Source organism: Seonamhaeicola sp. ML3, from assembly GCF_023273855.1.
In the GTDB taxonomy this organism is placed as follows: Bacteria; Bacteroidota; Bacteroidia; order Flavobacteriales; family Flavobacteriaceae; genus Seonamhaeicola.
Window position 1 is genome coordinate 2,612,760 of the sequence record NZ_CP096884.1, and the last position, 22,491, is coordinate 2,635,250.

Sequence of the window (22,491 nt, forward strand, 5' to 3'; positions counted from 1 at the left end):
TTTGTCATTGCGAGGTACGAAGCAATCTATTTAATTTAAAAAGATTACTTCAGTCGTTCCTCCTTCGTAACGACATTAAATTCTTTTAAATAGTTTTTTATTTCTAAAGCACCTTCTTCTATACTGTAACATTTAGTAATGCCTTGTTCTTTTAAAAAGGCTACAGCTCTTTTACTTCGCGTTCCGGACTGACAGAAAAAGTACTTTTCTTTTTCGTTATTGAATTGTTTAAGATTGGTTTGTATTGAACTGAGGGGAATATTTTCAACTGACAATCTATCAACTTTAGGTTGTTCATGAGTCTCGCGTACATCAATAAACTGAATACTTTCTTTATTGACTATGTTTTGGATGGAAACCAATTCGTTGGTCTCGCAATTTAAATCGAGTGTTCTTTCTGCAAAGGTTGATTGCTGATTTAGGATATCGTTTATAACAGCATCATTCCTGTTAATTCTTAAAGTAGATGTTTGATTTGATAAGGAGTTATAGCATAACAATTTACCCGATAATACATCTCCAATTCCTAGAATAAGTTTGGTAACTTCATTAGCTTGCATGCTACCTATAATACCCGGTAGCACTCCTAGAACTCCTATTTCAGAGCAATTAGGAACGGCGTCCTTTTGAGGTGGGTTAGGGAACAGGCATCTATAACTTGGTCCGTTATTATAATTGAAGATTGAAACTTGACCTTCAAATTTATAAATCGCTCCAAACACCAATGGTTTATTAGTAATGACGCAGGCATCGTTTACCAAATAACGTGTTTCAAAATTATCGGAGCCATCCATAATAATGTCATATTGATTGAATAACTCAAGCGCATTTTGATAGGTAAGAGCTTCCGGGTAAGCTTTAATTTTAATATCTGAGTTTAAATCTTCCAATCTGGTTTTAGCAGCTTGAGCTTTGTTTTTACCTAACGAGGAAGTTCCAAACAACACTTGCCGTTGCAGATTAGATAATTCCACTTTATCAAAATCAATGATACCAATGGTGCCAACACCCGCAGCTGTTAAATACTGTAATATAGGGCAACCCAAACCACCAGCTCCAATAACCAATACTTTGGCTTTGGAGAGTTTATCTTGACCCTCTGGACCAATTTCTGATAAAATGATATGTCTGTTATATCTGTTCATTTTTTATCCTCCAGCAAAAGGAGGTAATAATGCAATTTCTAATCCAGTTAATTCAGTTTCCAACGAAACCAATTCTTGATTTTGTGCTATTTGAAAATCCTTGTTTTCTAATTGGCCATATTTTGTATTGAGAACTTTCAATAAATCCGAGACTTGACTACCTGCAACTTCTAGAATCTCTTCTTGGGTATTGGTTACTTCAACTATTTGTCCAAAATATTTAACCCTTATATGCATCTTCAATAGTTTTAAGTTCTTCTCTTGTGTTAATATTCATGGTTGTATCATGCTCTTCAACCTCCAATGCAACGTTTTTTATTTTCATGGTATTAATAACCCGTCTTAAACGCCGTTCATCATTTTGCAATGCTTTAAAAAATGCTGGTGCGCATTGCTTTTTATAAAGCGCAATTAAAGGCATGGTCTTTCTATTGCTTTCAATTTGGATGATTTCCGAATCTTCATCAATATTATTAATCAGCTTTTCTAAGATATTCGTTTTTATTAATGGGATATCACAGCTTAGAATCAAATTATTTTCAGTTCCAGAGGCATTCAAGCCAGAACATATTCCAGCTACGGGACCAGCATCTTTTATGTCGTCTTCAACCCTTTTGTATCCAAAAACATCATAATCAGGATTGTCCGAAACAATCAAAATATCATTGACTAAAGGTTTCATCGCTTTGATACTATACTCAACAAAGCTTTTATCATTCAGTTTAATAAAACCTTTGTCTGAGCCCATTCTGGAGCTTTTGCCGCCAGCTAGTATGATTCCTGTTATGTCTTTTTTGTAAATCATTTTACGTAAACATTAATTTAGCACAGGCAATGATTAATACAAATGCTAAAATGTACCTTAAGTGTTTGTTATTTATTTTTTTGCTTCCGTAGTAACCGCCTAAAACACCACCAACTAGAGCAATAGCCACTAATACAAAAGTTGCCATTTCTAATGTAACGCCGCTACTTAACTGACCTACTAGTCCAGATGCAGAATTTACCCAAATGAATAGCGCAGAAACAGCGGCAGCTTCTTTCATTTTACCCCAATGGAGCAATAAAATCACTGGACTTAGAATAATACCGCCACCAATGCCAATTAATCCGGAAAAGAATCCGATAATACCTCCAACAAGGAGTCCTTGCCAAAGTTTTACTTGTTTTATCGAGTTGCTTTCCTTTCCAAAAACATTCAGCATTTTAAGAATGGCAAATATTAAAAGGACGGCTAGTATCTTTTTATAAACCGAAGCATCTACTTCAATACGACCTCCCAGAAAAGCTAAGGGGACGGAAGCAATGGCGAATGATATAAACAACTTTTTATTGAAATATCCTTCCTTATAATAGTAGTAAAACGAAATGCCCGCCACAAACAAATTAAGCAATAGGGCAGTAGGCTTCATAGTTTCTGGAGCAAATGAAAACAGTGCCATTAATGCTAAATAACCACTAGCACCTCCATGTCCTACACTGGAGTATAAAAACGATACAACAGGAAGTATCAGTAAAAAATAATATATGTTCTCAGTTTGCAGCATTTATAAGCGTTCAATTTTTTGAAGTTGGTCATCTAAAAAGGCCCAACAGTTTTTATTGATTTCATCGAATGCGCTAATTAAGGAATGGCCATACTCTGTTAATTCGGCACCACCACCACCTTTGCCACCTATACTATTAATGGTTACTGGTTTTTTAGCCGATTTATTAACCGAATCCAACAATTGCCACGCCTTTTTGTAAGATATATTTAACGATTTTGCAGCTTTAGACAATGAGCCGGTTTCTTGTATGGCCTTTAGTAAATGAACGCGTCCTTCACCTAACAAAACATTGTTATCAGATTCAATCCAAATACGACTTTTAATTTTGTAACTCATGATCTTGTTTCTTTAAACGGGTAAAACAATAGTTTCTAATGTATCACCAATATTAACTTCAGATATTTCAGCAGGAACAAAAACCAAAGCATTTGACAAAGCAAAAGTCTGTAACATAGAAGAGTTTTGTCCTTCTAAAAGTTCTACTTCGCCATCATTATAAATCCCCTTTAAAAACTGAGGTCTATCGCCTCTTTTTAAGAATTTTGAAAGGGATGTTGCCTGAACTCTGGGCAATTCTGTATTGGTTCTATCCATCATATTCTGCAGGGCTATGTATACGTAAACATAAAAGCATGTTAATGCTGCAGCAGGGTTGCCAGGTAATGCAAAAATGGAAGTATTATCCTTTTTTCCAAAGAATAAAGGCTTTCCTGGTTTTTGCTTCACCTTGTAGAATACCTCTTCAACTTGTAATTCGTTTAGAGCTCTACCAACATAATCATAGTCACCTACCGATATCCCGCCAGTAATAAGAACCAAATCATTATTGTTAATTACCGATTTGAGTAATTCAACGGTCTTTGGATAATCATCGGCAACTTTGTGAAGCGAGATATCATAGAATTTCAAGCTATACAAAACACTTTGTAGCATTTTAGAGTTGCTTTCATAAATCTGACCATGATGTAATTCTTGTCCGGGCTCAATAAGTTCGTTGCCTGTAGTTACTATAGCAACAGTAGGTTTTTTGTAAACGGAAACTTTTGTAATACCTAAGGAAGTCAAATATCCAATTCCAGCTGGTGTTAATTTAGTGCTTTTTTTTAGTGCAATATCTCCTTGCTTCACTTGTTCTCCCAAAGGGCGAATATTTTGCTCCAAATTAATTTGATGTTCAATAGTGATGGTGTCATTATTAGTAATAACCTTTTCCTGCATCATGATAGCATTGGCTGAATCTGGCACTGGAGCACCTGTAAAAATTCTAACGGCCTCACCCTGGTTTAGAACTGGTTGATGACCATCTCCAGCTTTCACTTCATCAATTAGCTTATAGTTTAAATCATCTTGTAAATGCAATGCATATCCGTCCATCGCCGATTGCCTAAAAGGAGGCATGTTAATGGGCGAAATCACATCTTTAGAAAGATAATACCCATTTGCTTTTTCAATAGCCTTGACATCTTCTTTTGAAAGTGGATTAACATTACTTTTTACTTTAGATAAAGCGTCCTCAATAGAAATCATATTTTTTTTCGTTATATCCATACAAATATAGCGAAATATAAATTGTCTGAAATATGACTTATATCATTATTCTAGATAATCTATTTAGAATAATTGTAAATAAATAAAACCTGACAAAAGTCAGTTTTTTTCCTGCGGTAATACAGGACTTTTATGTCTGAAATAAAAATATTGGAGATGCCGATAAAAAGTTATTTAGCTCATCCTCAGGATGGAAAGAAGGAATCATTAATAAATGCAATTTCGCAACTGGCTAACTGTGAGGTGATTCCTGCTGAAAACAAAGACGTACTCATAGTCGTTACCGATACCAACAACAAAGCAGAAGACGAACAATTAAAAGAAAAGATAGAAGCTCTGGACAGTTTAAAGTTACTGGCAATGGTTTCAGGATTTAACACACCAAAAAACAATTAACTTATGTATACCTCTTTAACAAACAGAAGAAGTTTTATTAAAAAAATGGCAGCAGCGGCAGCGATGACTGCAGCAGCAACCATGTTTCCGGGTATTGTTTTTGCAAAGGAACAAGAGGCTGGAATTCCTAACGGAAATTTAGATTGGAAAAAAGGACCTTGTCGTTTTTGCGGTGTGGGTTGCGGTATTTTAGTTGGTGTTGAAAATGGTAAAGCTGTAGCTGTAAAAGGTGATCCAAATTCTTCAGTTAATAAAGGATTGCTTTGTGTAAAAGGATATCATCAAACAATGTGTATTCAAGCCAAAGACAGATTAGAACATGCTTTGGTGAAAAAGAATGGGACTTATGTTAAAACACCATTAAATGAGGCTCTGGATTTAGTAGCCAGCAAAATGAAAGAAACCATAGAAAAACATGGTAAAGATTCTGTAGCTATGTACACGTCTGGGCAATCTACAATTCCTGAAGGTTATGTAGCGTCAAAATTAATGAAAGGTGCTATCGGTACTAATAATTTAGATTGTAATGCCCGTTTATGTATGGCAAGTGCTGTGGCTGGTTTCTTAACAACTTTTGGGGCGGATGAACCTATGGGGTGTTATGAAGATTTTGATTATGCCGATTACTACGTGACTTGGGGAAATAATATGGCAGAAATGCACCCGGTATTATTCTCAAGAATGTTAGAACAAAAAAATAAAAGAGGCGCTAAAATAATAGACTTTGCAACAAGAACATCACGTTCTAGTGCAGCTTCTGATAAATCCATTCTATTCGAACCTCAAACCGATTTAGCAGTTGGTAATGCTATTTGTTATGAAATAATAAAAAATGGATGGGTAAATAAAACTTTTGTAGAAAAGCACTGTAACTTAAGTAAGGGTCTTACTAACATGGGATACGGTTTAGAGGATAAATATAGTTTTACCGACAAACCAGAAAAAATAAATTTTGAGGAGTATAAGGCATTTTTAGAGGATTATACCCCAGAAAAAGTAGCGAAAATTTCCAGAGTATCTGTAAAGGATATTAAGTACTTGGCATCAATTTTTGGGGATCCCAATAAAAAAGTAATGTCGCTTTGGTGTATGGGTGTCAACCAACATACCAGAGGAACATGGATGAATAATATTATTTATAACATCCACCTGTTAACAGGTAAAATTTCACAACCAGGTAATGGTCCTTTTTCTTTAACGGGACAACCTTCAGCTTGTGGAACGGCCCGTGAAGTGGGTACTTTTACGCATAAATTACCAAAAGGTGTGGTAATGAATCCTAAGCATAGAGAATTAGCTGCAAAAATTTGGAAAGTGCCAGTAGAGAGAATTCCTGCTAAACCAACCTATCATACTACTGAAATGTTTAGAGCGGTAGATAGAGGCGATATTAAGTTCATTTGGACTCAAGTAGTGAATCCATTAGTGTCTCTGCCAAGAACCAGTAGATTCCGTCCTGGAATGGAAAAAGATTCTTGTTTTGTAGTTGTTTCGGATGTGTTCCCAACACCAACAACAGATGTGGCCGATGTTATTTTACCAGCATCATGGCATATTGAAAAATCTGGTTTATATGGAAATTCAGAACGCCGTACACAACATTGGGATAAAATGATTGAAGGTCCTGGAGAAACCACACCAGATGCGTGGATGACCATTCAAGTTGCTAAACGCATGGGCTATGGTGATTTGTTTCCTTATTCTGAAGAAAACCACGTTGAAGAGATATACAACGAATACCGTCAGTTCCATGAAGGTAAAAAACATGGTATGGCTCCACTAGAAGTTCTTAAAAAAGAGTCTGGAGTAATTTGGCCTTATGTAGATGGAAAATCAACACAATGGCGATTTAATGCAAAGTTTGATCCTGCTTGTAGTAACGGAGAAGATTTTCATTTCTACGGTAAACCTGATGGAAAGGCAGTAATCTGGCAGCGTCCTTATGAGCCAGCTGCAGAATCACCAGATGAAGAGTATCCGTTCTGGTTAAATACAGGTCGTGTCATAGAGCACTGGCATACGGGTTCCATGACACGTAGAATCCCTGTTTTGCATAAAGCGATGCCTCATAGTTATGTAGAGTTTCATCCAAAAGATGCTAAAGCTTTAGGTATTAGAAATGGAGAAAAGGTAAAAGTATCTTCAAGACGCGGATCTTGTGTGTTGCCAGCTTCTATAAACGAAAGAGGTTTGCCAACACAAGGACAGGTTTTTGTACCGTTCTTTGATGAAAACATGCTGATTAATGACGTGACTTTGGATGCTTTTTGTCCAATTTCAAAAGAACCTGACTTTAAAAAATGTGCTGTTAAAATAGAAAAAGCATAGGTTATGAAAAAACGACTGGGTATCATTTCATTATTTATTATTCTATTTATTGCGTTTATCGCCGTTTGGAATTTTAGCTATCAAATTGGAAAAGAAGAAGCTTATATTCCCTTTGAAAGAAGTACAGAAGTGTCTTCAATTATTCCATCAGAGAAAGGGGTTTTTAAGCGGTCTGAACATGCGTTAGACTACGCTAATATGCCCGTAGACGAAAATCATCAAAGATCTTTGAAAAATTATTATGATAACAGAGCTTATCATGGGGCACCACCAAGTATTCCGCACCCTATAAAAGATGAAATGACTATTGGGGCAAATACTTGTTTAAAATGCCATGAAAATGGTGGTTTTACTGAAAAATTTAATGCTTACGCGCCTGTAGTGCCGCATCCGGAATTGGTTAATTGTAGGCAATGTCATGTGCCAACAAATGCGAGTGGGGTATTTAAACCTTTTGAGCATAGAAGTGTTGTAGCGCCCCAAGCAGGAATTAATAATGCCTTGGCCGGAAGCCCACCAATTATTCCGCATCAAATTCAGATGCACGAAAATTGTTTGTCTTGTCATGCCGGGCCAAGTGCGCCAAAAGAAATTAGGGTAACGCATCCAGAGCGGATCAATTGTAGACAATGTCATGTTCCGAACAATAAAGAAATGACCGATATAGGAACCTTTAAAAGAGCCATTAGCAATGAATAATCATAGTATGCATAGAGTCGTTTGTATTTCGTTTATAGTGCTTTTGTTCTTTTCATGTAAACATGGAGAAGGAGAGTACCACGGTGTAACAGACAAAATCAAAGCTGAAAGCGAGAATTATCATGGTATATCCTTGTCTTCTGAAGCTTATTTGGAAGGTGTTGAAACCATGGAGATTACAGAAGGAGAGCATACCTTTTTAATCCCCGAAAGAAAGCGTCAAATTAAATCATTTGCTTGTACCGAGTGTCATTCTAAACCATTATCGCAACTACAAAGTAAGGATGGTAAGAAAGCGCATTGGGATATTAAGTTGCACCATGCCAATGAAAATACCATGAATTGTGCTACTTGTCACGATGGAAATAATATGGATAACCTTAAAAGTTTAACAGGTAACAGTATCGATTTTAATAACAGTTATAATTTGTGTAACCAGTGTCATACCAAACAATTTGAGGATTGGAAAGGCGGCGCACATGGGAAACGCATTGGAGGTTGGGCGCCACCAAGAGCATCCATGACTTGTGTGAATTGTCATAATCCGCACAAACCTCATTTTGAGAAGAGATGGCCTGCACGGTTTAACACACAAAAAATAAAAGAAAGAGAATAGGTATGAGCAGCGATAATAAAAAATGGTTTTCCTTAAATATTGGTCGCAAGAACCAAGAAACTTCAAGTAGTTGCAGTTGTAGTACGCCATCTGGTGGTTGTGGTGGACATGACCATGAGGAAATAAAACATATAGAAGAAAGAAAAGACGGTTTTGAACAGGTCTTTGATGTAAAAATGGACCGTCGTTCTGCCTTTAAGCAATTAGCCGCAAGTTTGGCTATTGGTGCAGGGGCGGTAAGTACTTCTTGTAGTATGTTTTCTGGTGATGAAAGCAAGGAAAAAGCGCAAATAGACTGGGAAGAGCAGTTTAAGGGAAACTACAAGTTAATGACCGATGAAGAAAAGAAAGCCACAGTTGATAGGTTAGTACGTTCGTATCAATTGCGAACTGGAAAAACTATTAACATGTCTTCTAAAAATGCAGAAGAAAACGTGTTGTTTGGTTATGCTTTCAATATTTCAAAGTGCCAAGGATATATGGACTGTGTGAGTGCTTGTGTTGAAGAGAACAATCAAGACAGAAACTCACAAATGCAATACATCCGTATTCATGAAATGAAAGATGGAAACGGATTCAATTTCAACGAATCTGATGACAACTACTACCACGAAGTACCAGCAGAAGGTCATTTCTATATGGGTACACAGTGTTTCCACTGTGATAATCCACCATGTGTAAATGTATGTCCAGTCCAAGCCACATGGCGTGAAGATGACGGATTGGTGGTTGTTGATTACGATTGGTGTGTAGGCTGTAGATATTGTATGGCGGCGTGTCCTTATGATGGACGTCGATTTAACTGGAGTAAACCAGAAGTGCCAGAAGAAGAAATCAACAAGAATCAGCATTATTTGGGCAACAGACTCCGTAAAAAAGGGGTTATGGAGAAATGTACATTCTGTGTACAGCGTTCTAGAGCAGGAAAAAATCCAGCCTGTGTTGAGGCTTGCCCAACAGGTGCTCGTATCTTCGGAAATTTACTAGACCCAAACAGTACCATTAGATGGGTATTGGAAAACAAGAAAGTATTTAGATTAAAAGAAGACCTAGGAACCGAGCCTAAGTTCTGGTATTTTATGGACTAATAATCAGTTAATGAGATGAGACGATTTAAAGTTTTTAAAAGTTTAGTAAGAGATAGTTTAGATACCATAACACACGGTTCTAGAAAGTACCATTTATGGATGGCGGCATTAACCTTTATGATGTTAGTGGGTATGTATTGTTATTCCATTCAGCTAAATGAAGGGCTAAGCGTTACTGGAATGACAGATAGGGTTAGCTGGGGATTATATATTTCAAATTTCACTTTTCTGGTGGGGGTTGCAGCTGCAGCAGTAATGCTCGTTATGCCAACCTATGTGTTAAAAGATATTGATTTTAAACAAGCTGTTTTAATAGGTGAAGGTTTGGCAGTAGCTGCATTAGTCATGTGTTTAGCTTTTGTAATTGCTGATATGGGTGGGCCTTCTGTTTTATGGCATATGATTCCAGGGATTGGTGTTTTTAATTTTCCGAATTCCATGTTAACCTGGGATGTTATTGTGCTTAATGGGTATTTGTTTATTAACATTACGATACCTCTATATATTCTTTTCAGGCACTACCAAGGAAAAGAAGCGAAATCTAAAGTTTATATCCCAGGAGCGTTTATATCGGTATTTTGGGCAGTGGCGATTCATTTGGTTACGGCATTTTTATATCAAGGTTTACAAGCAAGACCTTTCTGGAATAATGCCTTGTTAGGACCTCGTTTTTTGGCCTCAGCATTTGCAGCTGGACCAGCTTTAATAATTTTAGTTTTGGCTGTGATAAGGTCGAGTACACCATTTAAAATTCAAGACAAAACCATTAAGAAAATAGCAATGGTGGTTACTGTGGCGGCTCAGATTAATTTAATTATGCTTATTTCTGAATTGTTTAAGGAGTTTTATGCACCTACACACCACAGTGAAAGTGCCTATTATCTTTTCTTTGGTTTACACGGAAAAGATGCTTTGTTACCCTGGATTTGGACGGCCATACCATTGAACGTTTTAGCTACTGTAATGTTGACCTTCCACAAGCTCAGGAACAATTTTAAAGTCTTATACTTTGCTTGTTTTATATTGTTCATTGCTATTTGGATTGAAAAAGGCTTCGGTTTAATTGTTCCTGGTTTTATTCCCGGACCTTATGGTAAAATAGCCGAATATATGCCCACAGGAATTGAAATAGGGGTTACGCTAGGAATTTGGGCCCTTGGCGCTTTTGTGTTTACCATTTTAGCTAAAACAGCAATAGGTATTGAAATAGGAAAACTACGTTATAAGAAGTAGTTAATTGGTTTTACCTCACAAAAAGTAATCAAGTCTAAATCGTTGGGTAGTCTATCTCAAAATAGTTATGTATCCAGAGTGTGACCTATTGGTGCCATCGTTTAGTTGAAAGTAGTAATAATAGTTTCCAGATGGGAGAGGTTTCCCCTTATGCATTCCGTTCCAAGTATTGTTATAACCCGTAGCACGGTAAACTATATTTCCCCATCGGTTGTATATTGTTAGCGTATTGTTAGAAAATTTTTCGATATTTTTAATGAAAAAGGTATCGTTACGACCATCACCATTTGGTGTCATGGTATTAGCGAAAAATGGCATACAGTTATTGTTTGTATCCGTATCGTCATTGTCCATTCTAATAGAAAACGTGCTTAATGAATAACATTGATTGGAAGTGATGTCTTCTGCTCGAGCATAAATGATAAATTCTACACCTGCATTAAGATTTATTTGCTCAATACTATTTATACCTTGTATGGCATCACCTTCAAAGAGATGATAACTTAACTTGATATTCGATTGGTCTATGCCATCAAAAATCTTAGCGTTTAGTTGGGATAAATTATATTCAGTATTACTTTCATTCAAAGAGCACAGATGAATATCCTCAATAGGATTTACTATTGGGGTATTCACAATATTAAGTGAAAACATAAACACTTCGACACAGCCATTTTGATTAGTAATTCTGGCATAGATTTGTTGAGAACTTGAAAGGCTTTTAAATCGTAAAGGTAATGGACGTAGACCATTGAAAGCCTCTGGTGATGCTAAGTGAAAACTAACTGTTGGTAATTCGAGATTGTTGTCTGCCAACCCTTCAAGAATATAATTTTTTTGAGCTGCTAAATCAAATATTGGTGTTTTGGTTGCATCCGGATTTCTACATAGTATCATATCTTGAGGTGTGTTATATCCGGTAATACCGTTTCCTAAAGTAAAAGATTTTGTTACGCTTAAATCTCTGGTTCCATCGTTTACAGTGAGTGTAACATTATAGGCTTTGTTTAAATCATATCGATGTGTTGGATTTTTATCGTTACTAATAGGAGAATTATCTCCAAAATCCCAATAGTAGGTTAGGTCGTCGCAACTATTTGATAAGTTCGTAAAACTTACAACATCGCAATTAATTTCAAATTCATAATCAGGTATTGTTTCAGTAATATCTAGCGTGATTTCTTTACTTTGAGTAAAGATCTGAACACCATCATTAATAGTTAGAGTTACATTAAATGAACCAGAAGATGTGTAGGTGTGTTTGGGTCTTACTTCATTACTGGCTGTACTGCCGTCACCAAAATCCCAAATATAACTTTCTGCTCTAGAGCATGTTTTAGACTCATCTGTAAAAGTAACATCAAGGCAATTAACAAGGTAACTAAAATCTGTTTTGGTTTCTATATTGATGTCTAGAGTCTCTGTGTGTGTTGATAAGGATGTCCCCGGATTATTTATATTGCTAATTGTTAATATAATGGTGAAAGTCCCAGAAGCGGTGTAAATGTGTGTTAATGAGAGTTCGCTATTATTTGTACTTACAATAGAGCTGCCGTCACCAAAATCCCAATGGTATACTAAATCAGCAAAATTATCTATTGAAGCTCCACAAATATCACTAGTGTTGTTTATAGTTACAGTTTCACAGTTTAAAAAAGAAGTTGAAAATTTGGCTGTTATAAAAGTGTTATACTCATAGGATTTTGATTCGGTAAGGCCATCTTGTGACCTCACAGTTAAGGTGATGATATATGTTGAGTTATCATTGGTAACAGGAAAACTATGTGAAGGGTTAGTTTCTGTGCTAGTAGTCCCATCCCCAAAGTCCCAATGGTAGGAGAGTCCACCCTTGCAATAATCTGATAGGTTTTTTAGTTGTATGGTATTGCATATGCTATTACCCATTGTGGCTATTGTTTCGATTTCAAAATCTGCTTTAGGAAAAGGTGGGCCATTAGAATTTATAACTTTTACGCTGAATGTTTCAGACGGACCATCACAACCGTTTTCATCTCTTGCAATTATAGTATACGTTGTATCCTGAGTTGGGCTCAATATTGCAGAATTTCCGGCAGGTGCTATGTCAACGAACTCACCAGGATTAGTTGGGTCCGGCCTTGTATACCGAAAGTCACCAGTGTGATTCCCTGTGGGTTTTACCAAAACACTCCCGCCTAAGCAAACTTCTTGATCGGGAATCTTATCTATGGTTGCTTGTGGTGTTGGTTCTAGGGTTATGGATAGTTTGCTTAAACACCCTGTGTTAGATGTAAAATCAACGCTGTAGGTTTCACCATATTTAGCATTTTCAATTGTGATACTGGGCGTTCCGTCTCCATTGGACCAATCGTAACTGGAGAATCCTTCGGGAGCATTCAGTGTCACTGTGTCACCGTTATTACATAAATCTTCTACTTGTATTTTTAGAGGTTCTAAAGAGGCATCTACATAGGCATATCCACCATGTTCTCCAAGGGTACAATCTAAAGCTATGAATTCAATAGTAATATCTTCACCGATGAAAGGACTTAGGTCTGCACTTTCGGTAGTCCAAGGTAGTATTTGGAATTTACCACAATTTATAAAACCCTTATTCAGGGCATTAGGTCCTGAGAAAGCCTCATACCTACCACATGGTACAATATTACCATTAGAATCCTTGATATTAGCTACGAATTTTGGCTGGTCTCGTCTTTTGTGTCCTGGGTCTTCTAAAACTACGGCGTAACTGTATTTAAGTAATGTCGTATTTGGTGTTACTGTAAAAGTATGGCTAATCCTGGCAGCTTTATTTTCACCATCTAGGTTACCTATTCTTGCCGAAAAGCGACCACCAGTAAAAACTGTAGGAACATTTACAGGTGTTGGGAAACAATTTAAACCAATTTCGTCATAGCTCGGGCTTGAGGGACTCATTAATTTTATTTGTACTCCTAAGTCATTAGCAGGTCTGGTGTTCCAATCAATTGTTGTGGGATTAGATCTTACTCCTGTGTCCAAAATCCAATTATCGAAATTCCCAAACTCAAAATCTAAGTTTTCAGTTTGGGAAAAAGCAGTAGAAATTATTCCCAAAATGGGAATTAATAGCATTAATATTTTTTGTGGCTTCTTCATCATAAGGAATATTGTGGACAAGCACAAAGTAATTTTCTAGGGTTAAACCGGTATCCAATAATTATTTCGTGAGAGCCAGACTGTTGTGTGCTAAAATCCGCGGTAATCCAGTCGTAAGAATAGCTTAAAAGTAGGTTTTCTGTAAGGCGTAAACCCAAAAAGCCTATAATGGCTTCCTCGTTACGATAAGCTAAACCTCCCCAGAACTTATCATTATAAACTGTTTTAATGCCAGCATCCCATTGTATTGGAGAGTTTTTTACCGTTTTTAATAAAGAGAAAGGTACAACTGTGAGAGCGTCGTTAATTGAAATTCTGCTACCTAGAAGCAGGTTGTAACTAGGTAATAAAGATTCTTCATTTGATGTATCTGATAATCGAATTTCTTTGTTCAAAATTTGATTTGCTGCAATGCCTAAAAAAAGATACTTTGAGTAGGCATATAAACCAAAACTTAAATCAAAGTTTAATACAGAAATATTTTGAACAAGTGGGTCGATGGGGTTGTCGAATAAAACAACTTTTCTATCGTCGAATCTAAATTGAGAAACACCTACAAAAGTTCCAAACGATATAAACCATTCTTCTGAGACCTTAAGATGATAAGCATAGCTTCCATAGAGTCCATTTTGAGAAAGTGGTCCACTAGTATCTGTGTAAAGAAAAACACCCAAGCCATGATGTGTAGTGCCCTCGTTTGGTAAATAACTTGCTCTAGAACGATACAGAGAACTATTAACGCTAAACGTAGATGTTCTAGGGGCGCCATCGAAGCCCAGCCATTGGTTTCTGTGAGAGGCATTTACATCCACATAATTCTCAACTCCTGTCATTGCTGGATTTATAACAAACGGATTCTGTAAATATTGAGAAAATTGAGGAGTTTGTTGTGAATATACTGATATACAGAATGATATAATAAAAACAAAAAATTGAATCCAGAACAGAAATCTCTTAATTCTTCCTTGAACTAGTTTTTTAAGTAGGTTTAATATAAAAAAATGACCGTACATGTACGAAAATTATCGTGTAAGTTACATAGTTTTTTTTACATGTCCATAAGGGTAGAGTGTTTTTCAAAATAAGGTATTGTTCATTTCGTAAATTAAAGATGTCTATTTTCGGTTATTCTAAAATTAAATGGATTAAATTACGAGCTTATCAAAAATAGTCTTGATTGTTATAAAACTAAGTAGTATTACGTATATTTGATATAACACTAAACACTATGGTTGCTTCTACGCCTTATTTAAAATCAAAACGAGGATCGACTGGCAAGGTTTCCTGTGGACTTTGTGAGAACGCTAAATGCCTTATAAAACGGAATTATAATTCTTTTGAAAACACTGAATTTTTAGAAAGTAAAAATGAGATATTCTGTAAAAAAGGACAACAGTTTGTAATTGAAGGCGCCCCTGTAAATGGTTTGTTTTTTATACTAGGAGGAAAAGTAAAAGTTTTTAGAACAGGTATTAACGGTAAGGAGCAAATAGTTCGTTTTGCAAAAGAAGGCGAGATAATTGGTCACCGTGGTTTTGGTACCGAAGAGTATTATTCTATAGGTGCTGTTGCTCTAGAAGATAGTTTATTGTGTTATTTTTCTAAAGATGCTTTACAGAAGGCACTGCGCGATAACCCTCAGTTTACCTACGATATGATGCTTTTTTATGCCAATGAGCTAAACAAAAGTGAGTCTAAGGTAAAATCATTATCCCAAATGACCGTTAGGGAACGTGTTGTAGACACTTTACTCTACATAAATAGAAAATTTGGTGAATTAAATGGCTTTTTAAATTTGCCTTTAAGCCGAAAAGAATATGCCGACTATGCCGGTACTTCTGAAGAACAAGTCATTAGAATTTTTTCTGCACTAAAAAAGGAAGGATTAATTAGTGCTAGTGGAAAAAAAATTGGTATCAGCGATATCGATTTACTGCGCCGCGAAATAAGCGAACACAACTATTTCTTAGATAGTTGATAATTGAGATTATCCCACATTCATAAAAAACCATAAATTCTAAAGTATGGTGTAAAAACAGTTTATCAGCTGTTTTTTTTTAGATAAATATCTGAGGTAAAAAGATATTTTCTCCTGTGTATATACATATTAATTTTAGTTCTGTACTTATAATTTTGTTTTCAGATAAGTATTAATACTTATTTATTTTCTGGTGAGAAGATTTATTACAAAAGCAATATACTATGGAACAAAAAACAATAACACTTGTACAAGAATCTTTTGAAAAAGTAAAACCTATAGCCCCTGCCGCTGCAGAGATTTTTTACGGTAAACTATTTGAATTAGATCCAGAGTTGAAACCACTTTTTCCTAGTGACGAGGGAGCTATGAAACAACAGGGTAACAAACTAATGTCCATGCTAGCGGCAGCTGTGGCTGGTTTGAGTAATCTTGATGCTTTAATACCAATCCTTCAAGATTTAGGTAAACGTCATGTAGAGTATAAGGTAGAGGCTTTTCATTACGAAACTGTGGGTTCTGCACTTCTGGGTACATTAGAAGCTGGCTTAGGAGACGAGTTTACTTCTGATGTAAAAGCAGCTTGGACCTCAGTATATGGTACTATGGCAGATGTCATGATTAAAGCAGCATATTAATAACTAACATAAAAAGAAAGAATTATGGAATTATCTAAAATTAAAAATCAGCTAATAGCACTAACAGTATTGGTAACCCTTTCGGTTTCTTGTGGTGGTGTTCCAGAGGAAAAAGCAACGGCAGCTGCCGAAGAAAAAGCGTTTTCGGTAGAAGAGGTACTTGAGATGGTGGCCAAGGAAAACGATGTTACAAGAACGCTTTATACGAAGGCCATTGTTGGTAAGGGTAAAAAGCAAGGCATGAAATTCGATGAAGATTGGAGAAAAGATGATGTCGAAGCAGGACCGCTACCAGCTTTATTTTTAAGGGGTGTAGCAACAAGCATTAGAAAAAGTCCAGTACCACTTGGTTTGTACCTTGGGTCTGACTTCCCGGTAAATGCCGCGAATAAATTTGAAGGAAAACAAGCGGAACTATTTGCTGAAATTAAAAAAGATCAAAAACCTCAGTTTTTTTATGATGAAGACCAAAAATTGCATACGGCAATGTTTGCAGATTTAGCAAGTGCTGGCGCTTGTGTATCTTGCCATAACGACCATCCTCAAACAGCTAAATCTGATTGGAAATTGGGAGATGTTATGGGGGCAACAACATGGCAATATCCTAAAGATTCACTAACATATAAAGAAACAGTAGCGGTATTGAACTCTTATGCCAAAGGTACAGTAGATATATATATGGAATACTTAGATGAAATCGAAGCGTTCAAAGAAAGCGATAAACCAGAAATTGGTGAAAAATGGCCAGCAGAAGGTAACTATCTACCAACGGCAGAAGTTTTTCTGGATAGCGTAAGAAAGTTAGCGTCTTACGAAACAATGAAACAACTAGTAGCTGTTAAATAAAGACATTTTGTTTAGTGTTAAGATTACAATCTAGTGGCTCAATGTCCTGCATAATGGGATATGAGCCAAGATTGTAATTCAAAATTAATTAGTGTAGCATCAACAATAAATATGGTATTAACTAATAATAAATCTACAGTCTTAGGTTTGTTGTTATTCACAGCATTCTTTTTACAGTTTATATTTAGTATTCAGTGGGGCTGGTTATTAGAGTTACAGCAAGATCAGATGTACAGAAGGTGGTCTGGCCTTGCGTTGGCAATTATCATTGCTTTTCAATGGCTTTTGTCAGTAGTAAGAACGAGTAAAAAGTTGAGGAAACATGCACTCTCAATGCAAAACATACATAAATGGCTCGGGGCAATTAGTCCATTGATATTCTATGTTCATAGTATGGATATGGGGTATGGCTATTTGTTGTTATTATCATATATATTCTTTTCCAACACTATTCTGGGGTATTTAAACCTAGATGTTATCAAAAATGATAGTGAAGCTCTATTTAAAGGCTGGATGATAAGTCATGTGGCCTTATCTCTAATTATTACCATTCTAATGATATTTCATATTGTTATGGTGTTTTATTATAAATAGGAAGAATGAAATTAGTAGTAAAAGATATAATCAAGGAGACTGATGATGCGGTAAGTCTTTGTTTTAAAAACGGAAACTTTTTTAAAAAGCTAAAGTACAAGCCTGGGCAGTTCTTAACAATACATGTGCCCATAGAAAAGAAAACCCACAAGAGAGCTTATTCGTTTAGTAGTAACCCCTATACAGACAAAGACTTAAAAATTACCATTAAGCGCGTAGAGAAAGGGTTGGTGTCCAATTATGTTCATGACTATTTAAAGGTTGGTGACAAATTAGAGGTTGATGATCCAGCAGGTTCGTTTTGTATTAGTCCAGAAAGTGAATCAAAGAAACAATACGTTTTATTTGCAGGCGGTAGTGGAATTACACCTATGTTCTCAATAGTAAAATCCATATTAACCGAAGAGAAAGATTCTAAAGTTCTTTTGGTCTATGCCAATCAAAATATAGAATCTATTATTTTCCATGACGAAATAAAGGCCCTTGAAAAGGATTATCCCGAAAATTTTGCTGTAGAGCATATTGTCTCCACTTATCAGGAATCTAAATTAAATTATCATAAAGGTCTAGCAACCCACGAACTTTTGGATGAGATATTTCTAAAACACGATTTAACATTCCAAGACCATAACTACATGATTTGTGGTCCTTTTGGTTATATGGAGAAAATCAAGGAAATTCTGAAAGATAACGGTATTACCAGAGATAAAATAAAACTTGAAGTTTTTAAAGCGCCTCAAGTTAAAGTATCTGGAAAGGATTTAATTAGTGATGTTACTATAAAGTATAATGGGGAAAACCACGACTTACAAGTTAGAGGTGATAAATCCATTTTACGTCAGGCTATGTCTAATAATATCGTAATCCCTTATTCTTGTCGCTCGGGCATGTGTTCCACTTGTAAAGCAAAATGTGTTGAGGGTGAAGTAAAAATGACAGATGGACATTTATTATCAGAAGACGAGGTAGCAAGTGGTGATATCCTTACTTGCATTACCTACCCGTTAAGCGAAAAAGTTGTAATAGAAATATAGACCAAATTATTGTTGCATGTTAAAAGTGAACCCTTTACGAAAAAGACAAATAATAGGAAGTCTCGTAGGCTTGGTTGTTGGAGTTACCTTATTTTATGTGTTAACACTAGAATCAACTGAAAAATATGTCTCCATAGGCCCTATGAACACAGGACACCAAGATTTATCATGTTTTACATGTCATGCAGATGCAAAAGGTAATCTTATGCAGCAACTACAATCTAATGTTTCTCATGCTTTTGGGGCTAGGGAAGAGAGTGTAGATTTTGGTACTCAAGATGTAACTGTAGATAATTGCTTGGAGTGTCACGATAGGCCTAATGATAGACACCCTACATATCGATTCTCGGAACCAAGATTTAAAGATGCGATAAAAAATATAGATGCTACAACCTGTATTACTTGCCATACTGAACATAAAGAAGAACGGGTATCTGTAGCATCTATAGATTATTGCATGAATTGTCATCAAGAATTAGTCGTTGAAAATGATCCATTAGATATGTCTCATGAAGAAATTATAGCTAAAGCCCAATGGACCACTTGTATTCAATGTCACGATTTTCATGGTAACCATCGTTATGAAGTTCCAGAAAAAATGAAGGACACCATTCCTATGCTACATGTTCAAAAGTATTTTGATGGTGGTGAGGACCCTTACGGAACAGACAAAAAATATATTGCACTTTCTCAAGAAGAGTGGATAAAACAATTAAATAAAAACTAAGTATATATGCGTAATACGTATTTATTAGTTTTTTACTTAGTTTTTGATTTGTGTTAATGCCCTATAAATCAAATAAATACAATTAAAACCTGTCTTTTGACAGGTTTTTTTGTGGTGTAAAAAGTGTAAATGGTATGGTGATTGTCATGAAATAGAACTTGAACTACTTATATATTTGCCTTGTAATTAAGTATAAATACTTAGAAAATTAATTAACATCGTAAATATGAAAACACTGATCAAAAAATCAATTTGGACTTTACCATTAGCAGCTTTGCTTTTTGCTTGTGGTGGAAAAGAGAAGAAGAAAGATTCAGTTACAGAAGAAGTTGTAACTGAAACAACTAAAACATTAGAGATAGAAAAACCACAGTTAACTTTTGGTTTTATAAAATTAACAGATATGGCACCTTTAGCAATTGCTAAAGAAAAAGGATTCTTCGAGGATGAAGGTTTATTTGTGTCTGTTGAAGCACAATCGAACTGGAAAAATGTTTTAGACCGAGTAATCGATGGTCAATTAGACGGTTCTCACATGTTAGCTGGTCAGCCAATTGCAGCCGGTGCTGGTTTTGGTCGTCAGGCTGAGTTAGTAACGCCATTTTCAATGGATTTAAATGGTAATGGTATTACCGTTTCTAATGATGTGTGGTCTAAAATGAAACCAAATGTACCTAAAGGAGCAGATGGTAAGCCAGTACATCCAATTAAAGCCGATGCTCTTAAACCTGTAATCGAAGATTACAAAAGTACAGGTAAAGCATTTAAAATGGGTATGGTATTTCCAGTATCTACTCATAACTACGAAATTAGATATTGGTTAGCTGCAGCTGGAATTCACCCGGGAATGTATACTGCAGATAACGTACAAGGGCAGGTAGATGCAGAAGTATTATTATCTGTTACACCTCCACCACAAATGCCAGCTACACTTGAGGCAGGGACTATTTACGGTTACTGTGTAGGTGAGCCTTGGAATCAGCAAGCGGTATTTAAAGGTATTGGTGTACCTGTAACTACAAACTACGACATCTGGAAAAATAACCCAGAAAAAGTATTTGTAATGACAAAGAAGTTTATTGACGAAAACCCTAATACAGCAGTAGCAGTTACTAAAGCATTAATTAGAGCTGGTAAATGGTTAGATGAGCCAGGAAATAGAGCAGAAGCTGTTAAGATTTTATCTATGTCTCAATACGTTGGTGCTGATGAGGTTGTATTAGCAAACTCAATGACAGGAACGTTTGAGTTCGAAAAAGGAGATAAACGTGAAATGCCAGACTTTAACGTATTTTACAAGTACAATGCAACTTATCCATTCTATTCAGATGGTATCTGGTTCTTAACTCAAATGAGAAGATGGGGACAGATTCCTGAGTCTAAACCAGCTGGATGGTACGAAGAAACTATAAAAGATATTTACAGACCTGATATCTGGGAAAAAGCGGCTAAGTTATTAGTAGCAGAAGGAAAGATTCCTGCTAGTGATATTCCTGCAACAGATGGATATAAGCCTGCAACTACAGACTTTATAGACGGAACCAAGTATGATGCTAAAGATCCTATTGGATACATCAATAGCTTTTCAATTGGTAATAAAGACAAATAATTTTTTGAGATTATAAAATTTGCCTAACAGGCATTAGCAATAATGCCTGTTAAGGTAAATAACACAAAACATATACACTAAACAAACACTTGAAAAATGAAAGACTCTATTATTAAAATCGTTAAGCGTATCGGGTTAGGTTTTTTAGAGCCTTTAATAAGATTAATTGCTGGAGAAGAGCCTAAAAAAAACACCAAAGAAGTCTTAAATAAAATTGGGGCGCCAATTCTAGCTATAATTATCTTTTTGGTATTATGGACTTCAGGGGCCAACTCATTATATAATAGTCTTGCTGAATCTAAGATCGAAAAAGCGAGAGAAGTAGGAGGAGATGCAGAAGCCGAGCGAGTTGAAGCATTGATCAATTCTGCAAAGGAAAAACTAGACGGAGACTTTATTATTAGCGATGATGCAGCCGATTTCAAGTTGTTGTCGGAACCTGGGACACATGCTGTTGCAGTTGAAAACGACAATGGTACCTTCGATATACAATACGGTTTAACTCCAGATGAGAAAAAAGAAGTACCTGTTACTTTACCTTCACCAAGCCAAACAAAAAATGCCTTTTATACCTTATTAACAGATTACAAAATAGTAAGTCATGATAAAAAAGCTTTTAAGGAAAAAACCAAGGCGTTAAATAAGAAGCGTAAGGCTGAAGGCAAAGATCCAATCACTTATACGGGTAGACCTTCTTTCGTGGATCAAATTGTAACAAGTTTAAAGACAGTATTCGCAGGTTTTTTATTAGCAATTTTTGTAGCGGTTCCTATAGGTATTGTTATAGGTTTAAGTCCAACATTAAGAGCAGCATTTAACTGGGTTATTCAAATTTTTAAACCGGTTTCTCCAGTAGTTTGGTTATTGTTGGTAACTATGATTGTTACTACGCTACTAAGAAATTCTACAGGAGATAGTTCGTTTATCATTTCATTTATTTCAGTAGGATTATGTTCCATGTGGGCAACTTTGGTTAATACCGCCATGGGTGTTGCTACTGTAGATACAGACTACATAAACGTTGCAAAAGTTTTAAAACTGGGAGGGTCTCAAAAGATATTTAAAGTAGTACTTCCTGCGTCTTTACCATTAATATTTACGGGTTTAAGAATTACGTTATCTGTAGCTTGGATGGTACTTATCGCTATTGAGTTATTGGCACAATCACCTGGTTTAGGATCTTTCGTTTGGGAGGAATTCCAAAACGGAGCAAACGATTCGAACTCTAAGATAATTGTAGCAATGTTCGTAATTGGTCTTATTGGTTTTGCACTAGATAAAATCATGTTGTTTGTACAGAACTTAGTGTCTTTTGAAAAAGAAAGTATTTAATCCTAAAAAGACA

At 35.9% G+C, this 22,491-nt stretch carries 22 protein-coding genes; 14 read left to right on the forward strand and 8 right to left on the reverse strand.

Annotated elements, in window-relative coordinates:
• Positions 1 to 44 precede the first annotated feature (44 nt).
• Genes moeB through glp form a run of 6 tightly spaced genes read right to left on the reverse strand, consistent with a single transcriptional unit; the run spans position 45 to position 4,222 of the window.
• Positions 45 to 1,145 carry a HesA/MoeB/ThiF family protein gene (gene moeB, locus M0214_RS11305; protein ID WP_248722669.1) on the reverse strand — a complete coding sequence of 367 codons (1,101 nt, stop codon included), beginning with the start codon at positions 1,143 to 1,145 and terminating at the stop codon, positions 45 to 47.
• A gap of 3 nt (positions 1,146 to 1,148) precedes the next feature.
• Complete coding sequence (locus M0214_RS11310; protein ID WP_248722670.1) at positions 1,149 to 1,382, reverse strand: MoaD/ThiS family protein; 234 nt, start codon at positions 1,380 to 1,382, stop codon at positions 1,149 to 1,151.
• Positions 1,366 to 1,950: a molybdenum cofactor guanylyltransferase gene (locus tag M0214_RS11315; protein WP_248722671.1), complete on the reverse strand. Its 585-nt coding sequence runs from the start codon at positions 1,948 to 1,950 to the stop codon at positions 1,366 to 1,368. Before M0214_RS11315 ends, M0214_RS11310 begins: the two co-directional genes overlap by 17 nt.
• A 1-nt stretch (position 1,951) precedes the next feature.
• Entirely contained in the window at positions 1,952 to 2,692 is a 741-nt protein-coding gene (locus M0214_RS11320; protein WP_248722672.1) for a sulfite exporter TauE/SafE family protein, read from the reverse strand.
• Positions 2,693 to 3,031, reverse strand: coding sequence for a winged helix-turn-helix domain-containing protein (locus M0214_RS11325; protein ID WP_248722673.1), 339 nt, complete (start codon positions 3,029 to 3,031; stop codon positions 2,693 to 2,695).
• Between the two features lie 12 nt (positions 3,032 to 3,043).
• A complete protein-coding gene (glp, locus tag M0214_RS11330) occupies positions 3,044 to 4,222 on the reverse strand; it encodes a gephyrin-like molybdotransferase Glp (RefSeq protein WP_248722674.1) in 1,179 nt (392 codons plus the stop codon).
• A 153-nt stretch (positions 4,223 to 4,375) separates the two neighbouring features.
• Between glp and M0214_RS11335 the strand changes: the two genes are divergently transcribed.
• The 6 genes from M0214_RS11335 to dsrP are packed head-to-tail and all read left to right on the forward strand — an operon-like array spanning position 4,376 to position 10,603.
• The gene (locus M0214_RS11335; RefSeq protein ID WP_248722675.1) at positions 4,376 to 4,639 is read left to right on the forward strand and encodes a hypothetical protein; all 264 of its coding nucleotides are present in this window, start codon (positions 4,376 to 4,378) and stop codon (positions 4,637 to 4,639) included.
• 3 nt (positions 4,640 to 4,642) lie between these two features.
• Entirely contained in the window at positions 4,643 to 6,967 is a 2,325-nt protein-coding gene (locus M0214_RS11340; protein ID WP_248722676.1) for a molybdopterin-dependent oxidoreductase, read from the forward strand.
• A 3-nt stretch (positions 6,968 to 6,970) separates the two neighbouring features.
• Complete coding sequence (locus M0214_RS11345) at positions 6,971 to 7,666, forward strand: nitrate reductase cytochrome c-type subunit (RefSeq protein WP_248722677.1); 696 nt, start codon at positions 6,971 to 6,973, stop codon at positions 7,664 to 7,666.
• A complete protein-coding gene (locus tag M0214_RS11350) occupies positions 7,659 to 8,282 on the forward strand; it encodes a cytochrome c3 family protein (protein WP_248722678.1) in 624 nt (207 codons plus the stop codon). The genes M0214_RS11345 and M0214_RS11350 overlap by 8 nt, the downstream gene beginning before the upstream one ends.
• Before the next feature lie 2 nt (positions 8,283 to 8,284).
• Positions 8,285 to 9,370 (forward strand): 4Fe-4S dicluster domain-containing protein, encoded by a 1,086-nt coding sequence (locus M0214_RS11355; RefSeq protein ID WP_248722679.1) that lies wholly within the window; start codon positions 8,285 to 8,287, stop codon positions 9,368 to 9,370.
• Positions 9,371 to 9,385: 15 nt separating this feature from the next.
• The gene (gene dsrP, locus M0214_RS11360) at positions 9,386 to 10,603 is read left to right on the forward strand and encodes a sulfate reduction electron transfer complex DsrMKJOP subunit DsrP (protein WP_248722680.1); all 1,218 of its coding nucleotides are present in this window, start codon (positions 9,386 to 9,388) and stop codon (positions 10,601 to 10,603) included.
• A 51-nt stretch (positions 10,604 to 10,654) separates the two neighbouring features.
• Here dsrP and M0214_RS11365 read toward each other — a convergent pair whose 3' ends face one another.
• Both M0214_RS11365 and M0214_RS11370 read right to left on the reverse strand, forming a co-directional pair.
• On the reverse strand, positions 10,655 to 13,723 hold the full coding sequence (locus tag M0214_RS11365; RefSeq protein WP_248722681.1) for a gliding motility-associated C-terminal domain-containing protein: 3,069 nt from the start codon (positions 13,721 to 13,723) through the stop codon (positions 10,655 to 10,657).
• Positions 13,720 to 14,733 carry a type IX secretion system membrane protein PorP/SprF gene (locus M0214_RS11370; RefSeq protein WP_248722682.1) on the reverse strand — a complete coding sequence of 338 codons (1,014 nt, stop codon included), beginning with the start codon at positions 14,731 to 14,733 and terminating at the stop codon, positions 13,720 to 13,722. Before M0214_RS11370 ends, M0214_RS11365 begins: the two co-directional genes overlap by 4 nt.
• 215 nt (positions 14,734 to 14,948) lie before the next feature.
• Here M0214_RS11370 and M0214_RS11375 point away from each other — a divergent pair, with 215 nt between their 5' ends.
• From M0214_RS11375 to M0214_RS11410, 8 genes are all read left to right on the forward strand, one after another.
• Positions 14,949 to 15,698, forward strand: a complete 750-nt coding sequence (locus M0214_RS11375; protein ID WP_248722683.1) for a Crp/Fnr family transcriptional regulator — start codon at positions 14,949 to 14,951, stop codon at positions 15,696 to 15,698.
• A gap of 224 nt (positions 15,699 to 15,922) precedes the next feature.
• Positions 15,923 to 16,336, forward strand: coding sequence for a globin family protein (locus tag M0214_RS11380; RefSeq protein WP_248722684.1), 414 nt, complete (start codon positions 15,923 to 15,925; stop codon positions 16,334 to 16,336).
• Positions 16,337 to 16,360: 24 nt separating this feature from the next.
• Entirely contained in the window at positions 16,361 to 17,182 is an 822-nt protein-coding gene (locus tag M0214_RS11385) for a DUF3365 domain-containing protein (RefSeq protein WP_248722685.1), read from the forward strand.
• A 111-nt stretch (positions 17,183 to 17,293) separates the two neighbouring features.
• Positions 17,294 to 17,776: a hypothetical protein gene (locus tag M0214_RS11390; RefSeq protein ID WP_248722686.1), complete on the forward strand. Its 483-nt coding sequence runs from the start codon at positions 17,294 to 17,296 to the stop codon at positions 17,774 to 17,776.
• 5 nt (positions 17,777 to 17,781) lie between these two features.
• The gene (locus M0214_RS11395; protein ID WP_248722687.1) at positions 17,782 to 18,810 is read left to right on the forward strand and encodes a ferredoxin--NADP reductase; all 1,029 of its coding nucleotides are present in this window, start codon (positions 17,782 to 17,784) and stop codon (positions 18,808 to 18,810) included.
• A 16-nt stretch (positions 18,811 to 18,826) separates the two neighbouring features.
• The gene (locus M0214_RS11400) at positions 18,827 to 19,537 is read left to right on the forward strand and encodes a cytochrome c3 family protein (protein WP_248722688.1); all 711 of its coding nucleotides are present in this window, start codon (positions 18,827 to 18,829) and stop codon (positions 19,535 to 19,537) included.
• 226 nt (positions 19,538 to 19,763) lie between these two features.
• On the forward strand, positions 19,764 to 21,146 hold the full coding sequence (locus M0214_RS11405) for a CmpA/NrtA family ABC transporter substrate-binding protein (protein ID WP_248722689.1): 1,383 nt from the start codon (positions 19,764 to 19,766) through the stop codon (positions 21,144 to 21,146).
• A gap of 96 nt (positions 21,147 to 21,242) precedes the next feature.
• The gene (locus M0214_RS11410) at positions 21,243 to 22,478 is read left to right on the forward strand and encodes an ABC transporter permease (protein WP_248722690.1); all 1,236 of its coding nucleotides are present in this window, start codon (positions 21,243 to 21,245) and stop codon (positions 22,476 to 22,478) included.
• Positions 22,479 to 22,491: the final 13 nt, after the last annotated feature.

What these genes read in the sequence shown, in the direction of transcription:
- moeB (WP_248722669.1), bottom strand. Translation starts at nt 1,145, where the DNA reads ATGAACAGATATAACAGACATATCATTTTATCAGAAATTGGTCCAGAG.
- M0214_RS11310 (WP_248722670.1), bottom strand. Translation starts at nt 1,382, where the DNA reads ATGCATATAAGGGTTAAATATTTTGGACAAATAGTTGAAGTAACCAAT.
- M0214_RS11315 (WP_248722671.1), bottom strand. Translation starts at nt 1,950, where the DNA reads ATGATTTACAAAAAAGACATAACAGGAATCATACTAGCTGGCGGCAAA.
- M0214_RS11320 (WP_248722672.1), bottom strand. Translation starts at nt 2,692, where the DNA reads ATGCTGCAAACTGAGAACATATATTATTTTTTACTGATACTTCCTGTT.
- M0214_RS11325 (WP_248722673.1), bottom strand. Translation starts at nt 3,031, where the DNA reads ATGAGTTACAAAATTAAAAGTCGTATTTGGATTGAATCTGATAACAAT.
- glp (WP_248722674.1), bottom strand. Translation starts at nt 4,222, where the DNA reads ATGATTTCTATTGAGGACGCTTTATCTAAAGTAAAAAGTAATGTTAAT.
- M0214_RS11335 (WP_248722675.1), top strand. Translation starts at nt 4,376, where the DNA reads ATGTCTGAAATAAAAATATTGGAGATGCCGATAAAAAGTTATTTAGCT.
- M0214_RS11340 (WP_248722676.1), top strand. Translation starts at nt 4,643, where the DNA reads ATGTATACCTCTTTAACAAACAGAAGAAGTTTTATTAAAAAAATGGCA.
- M0214_RS11345 (WP_248722677.1), top strand. Translation starts at nt 6,971, where the DNA reads ATGAAAAAACGACTGGGTATCATTTCATTATTTATTATTCTATTTATT.
- M0214_RS11350 (WP_248722678.1), top strand. Translation starts at nt 7,659, where the DNA reads ATGAATAATCATAGTATGCATAGAGTCGTTTGTATTTCGTTTATAGTG.
- M0214_RS11355 (WP_248722679.1), top strand. Translation starts at nt 8,285, where the DNA reads ATGAGCAGCGATAATAAAAAATGGTTTTCCTTAAATATTGGTCGCAAG.
- dsrP (WP_248722680.1), top strand. Translation starts at nt 9,386, where the DNA reads ATGAGACGATTTAAAGTTTTTAAAAGTTTAGTAAGAGATAGTTTAGAT.
- M0214_RS11365 (WP_248722681.1), bottom strand. Translation starts at nt 13,723, where the DNA reads ATGATGAAGAAGCCACAAAAAATATTAATGCTATTAATTCCCATTTTG.
- M0214_RS11370 (WP_248722682.1), bottom strand. Translation starts at nt 14,733, where the DNA reads ATGTACGGTCATTTTTTTATATTAAACCTACTTAAAAAACTAGTTCAA.
- M0214_RS11375 (WP_248722683.1), top strand. Translation starts at nt 14,949, where the DNA reads ATGGTTGCTTCTACGCCTTATTTAAAATCAAAACGAGGATCGACTGGC.
- M0214_RS11380 (WP_248722684.1), top strand. Translation starts at nt 15,923, where the DNA reads ATGGAACAAAAAACAATAACACTTGTACAAGAATCTTTTGAAAAAGTA.
- M0214_RS11385 (WP_248722685.1), top strand. Translation starts at nt 16,361, where the DNA reads ATGGAATTATCTAAAATTAAAAATCAGCTAATAGCACTAACAGTATTG.
- M0214_RS11390 (WP_248722686.1), top strand. Translation starts at nt 17,294, where the DNA reads ATGGTATTAACTAATAATAAATCTACAGTCTTAGGTTTGTTGTTATTC.
- M0214_RS11395 (WP_248722687.1), top strand. Translation starts at nt 17,782, where the DNA reads ATGAAATTAGTAGTAAAAGATATAATCAAGGAGACTGATGATGCGGTA.
- M0214_RS11400 (WP_248722688.1), top strand. Translation starts at nt 18,827, where the DNA reads ATGTTAAAAGTGAACCCTTTACGAAAAAGACAAATAATAGGAAGTCTC.
- M0214_RS11405 (WP_248722689.1), top strand. Translation starts at nt 19,764, where the DNA reads ATGAAAACACTGATCAAAAAATCAATTTGGACTTTACCATTAGCAGCT.
- M0214_RS11410 (WP_248722690.1), top strand. Translation starts at nt 21,243, where the DNA reads ATGAAAGACTCTATTATTAAAATCGTTAAGCGTATCGGGTTAGGTTTT.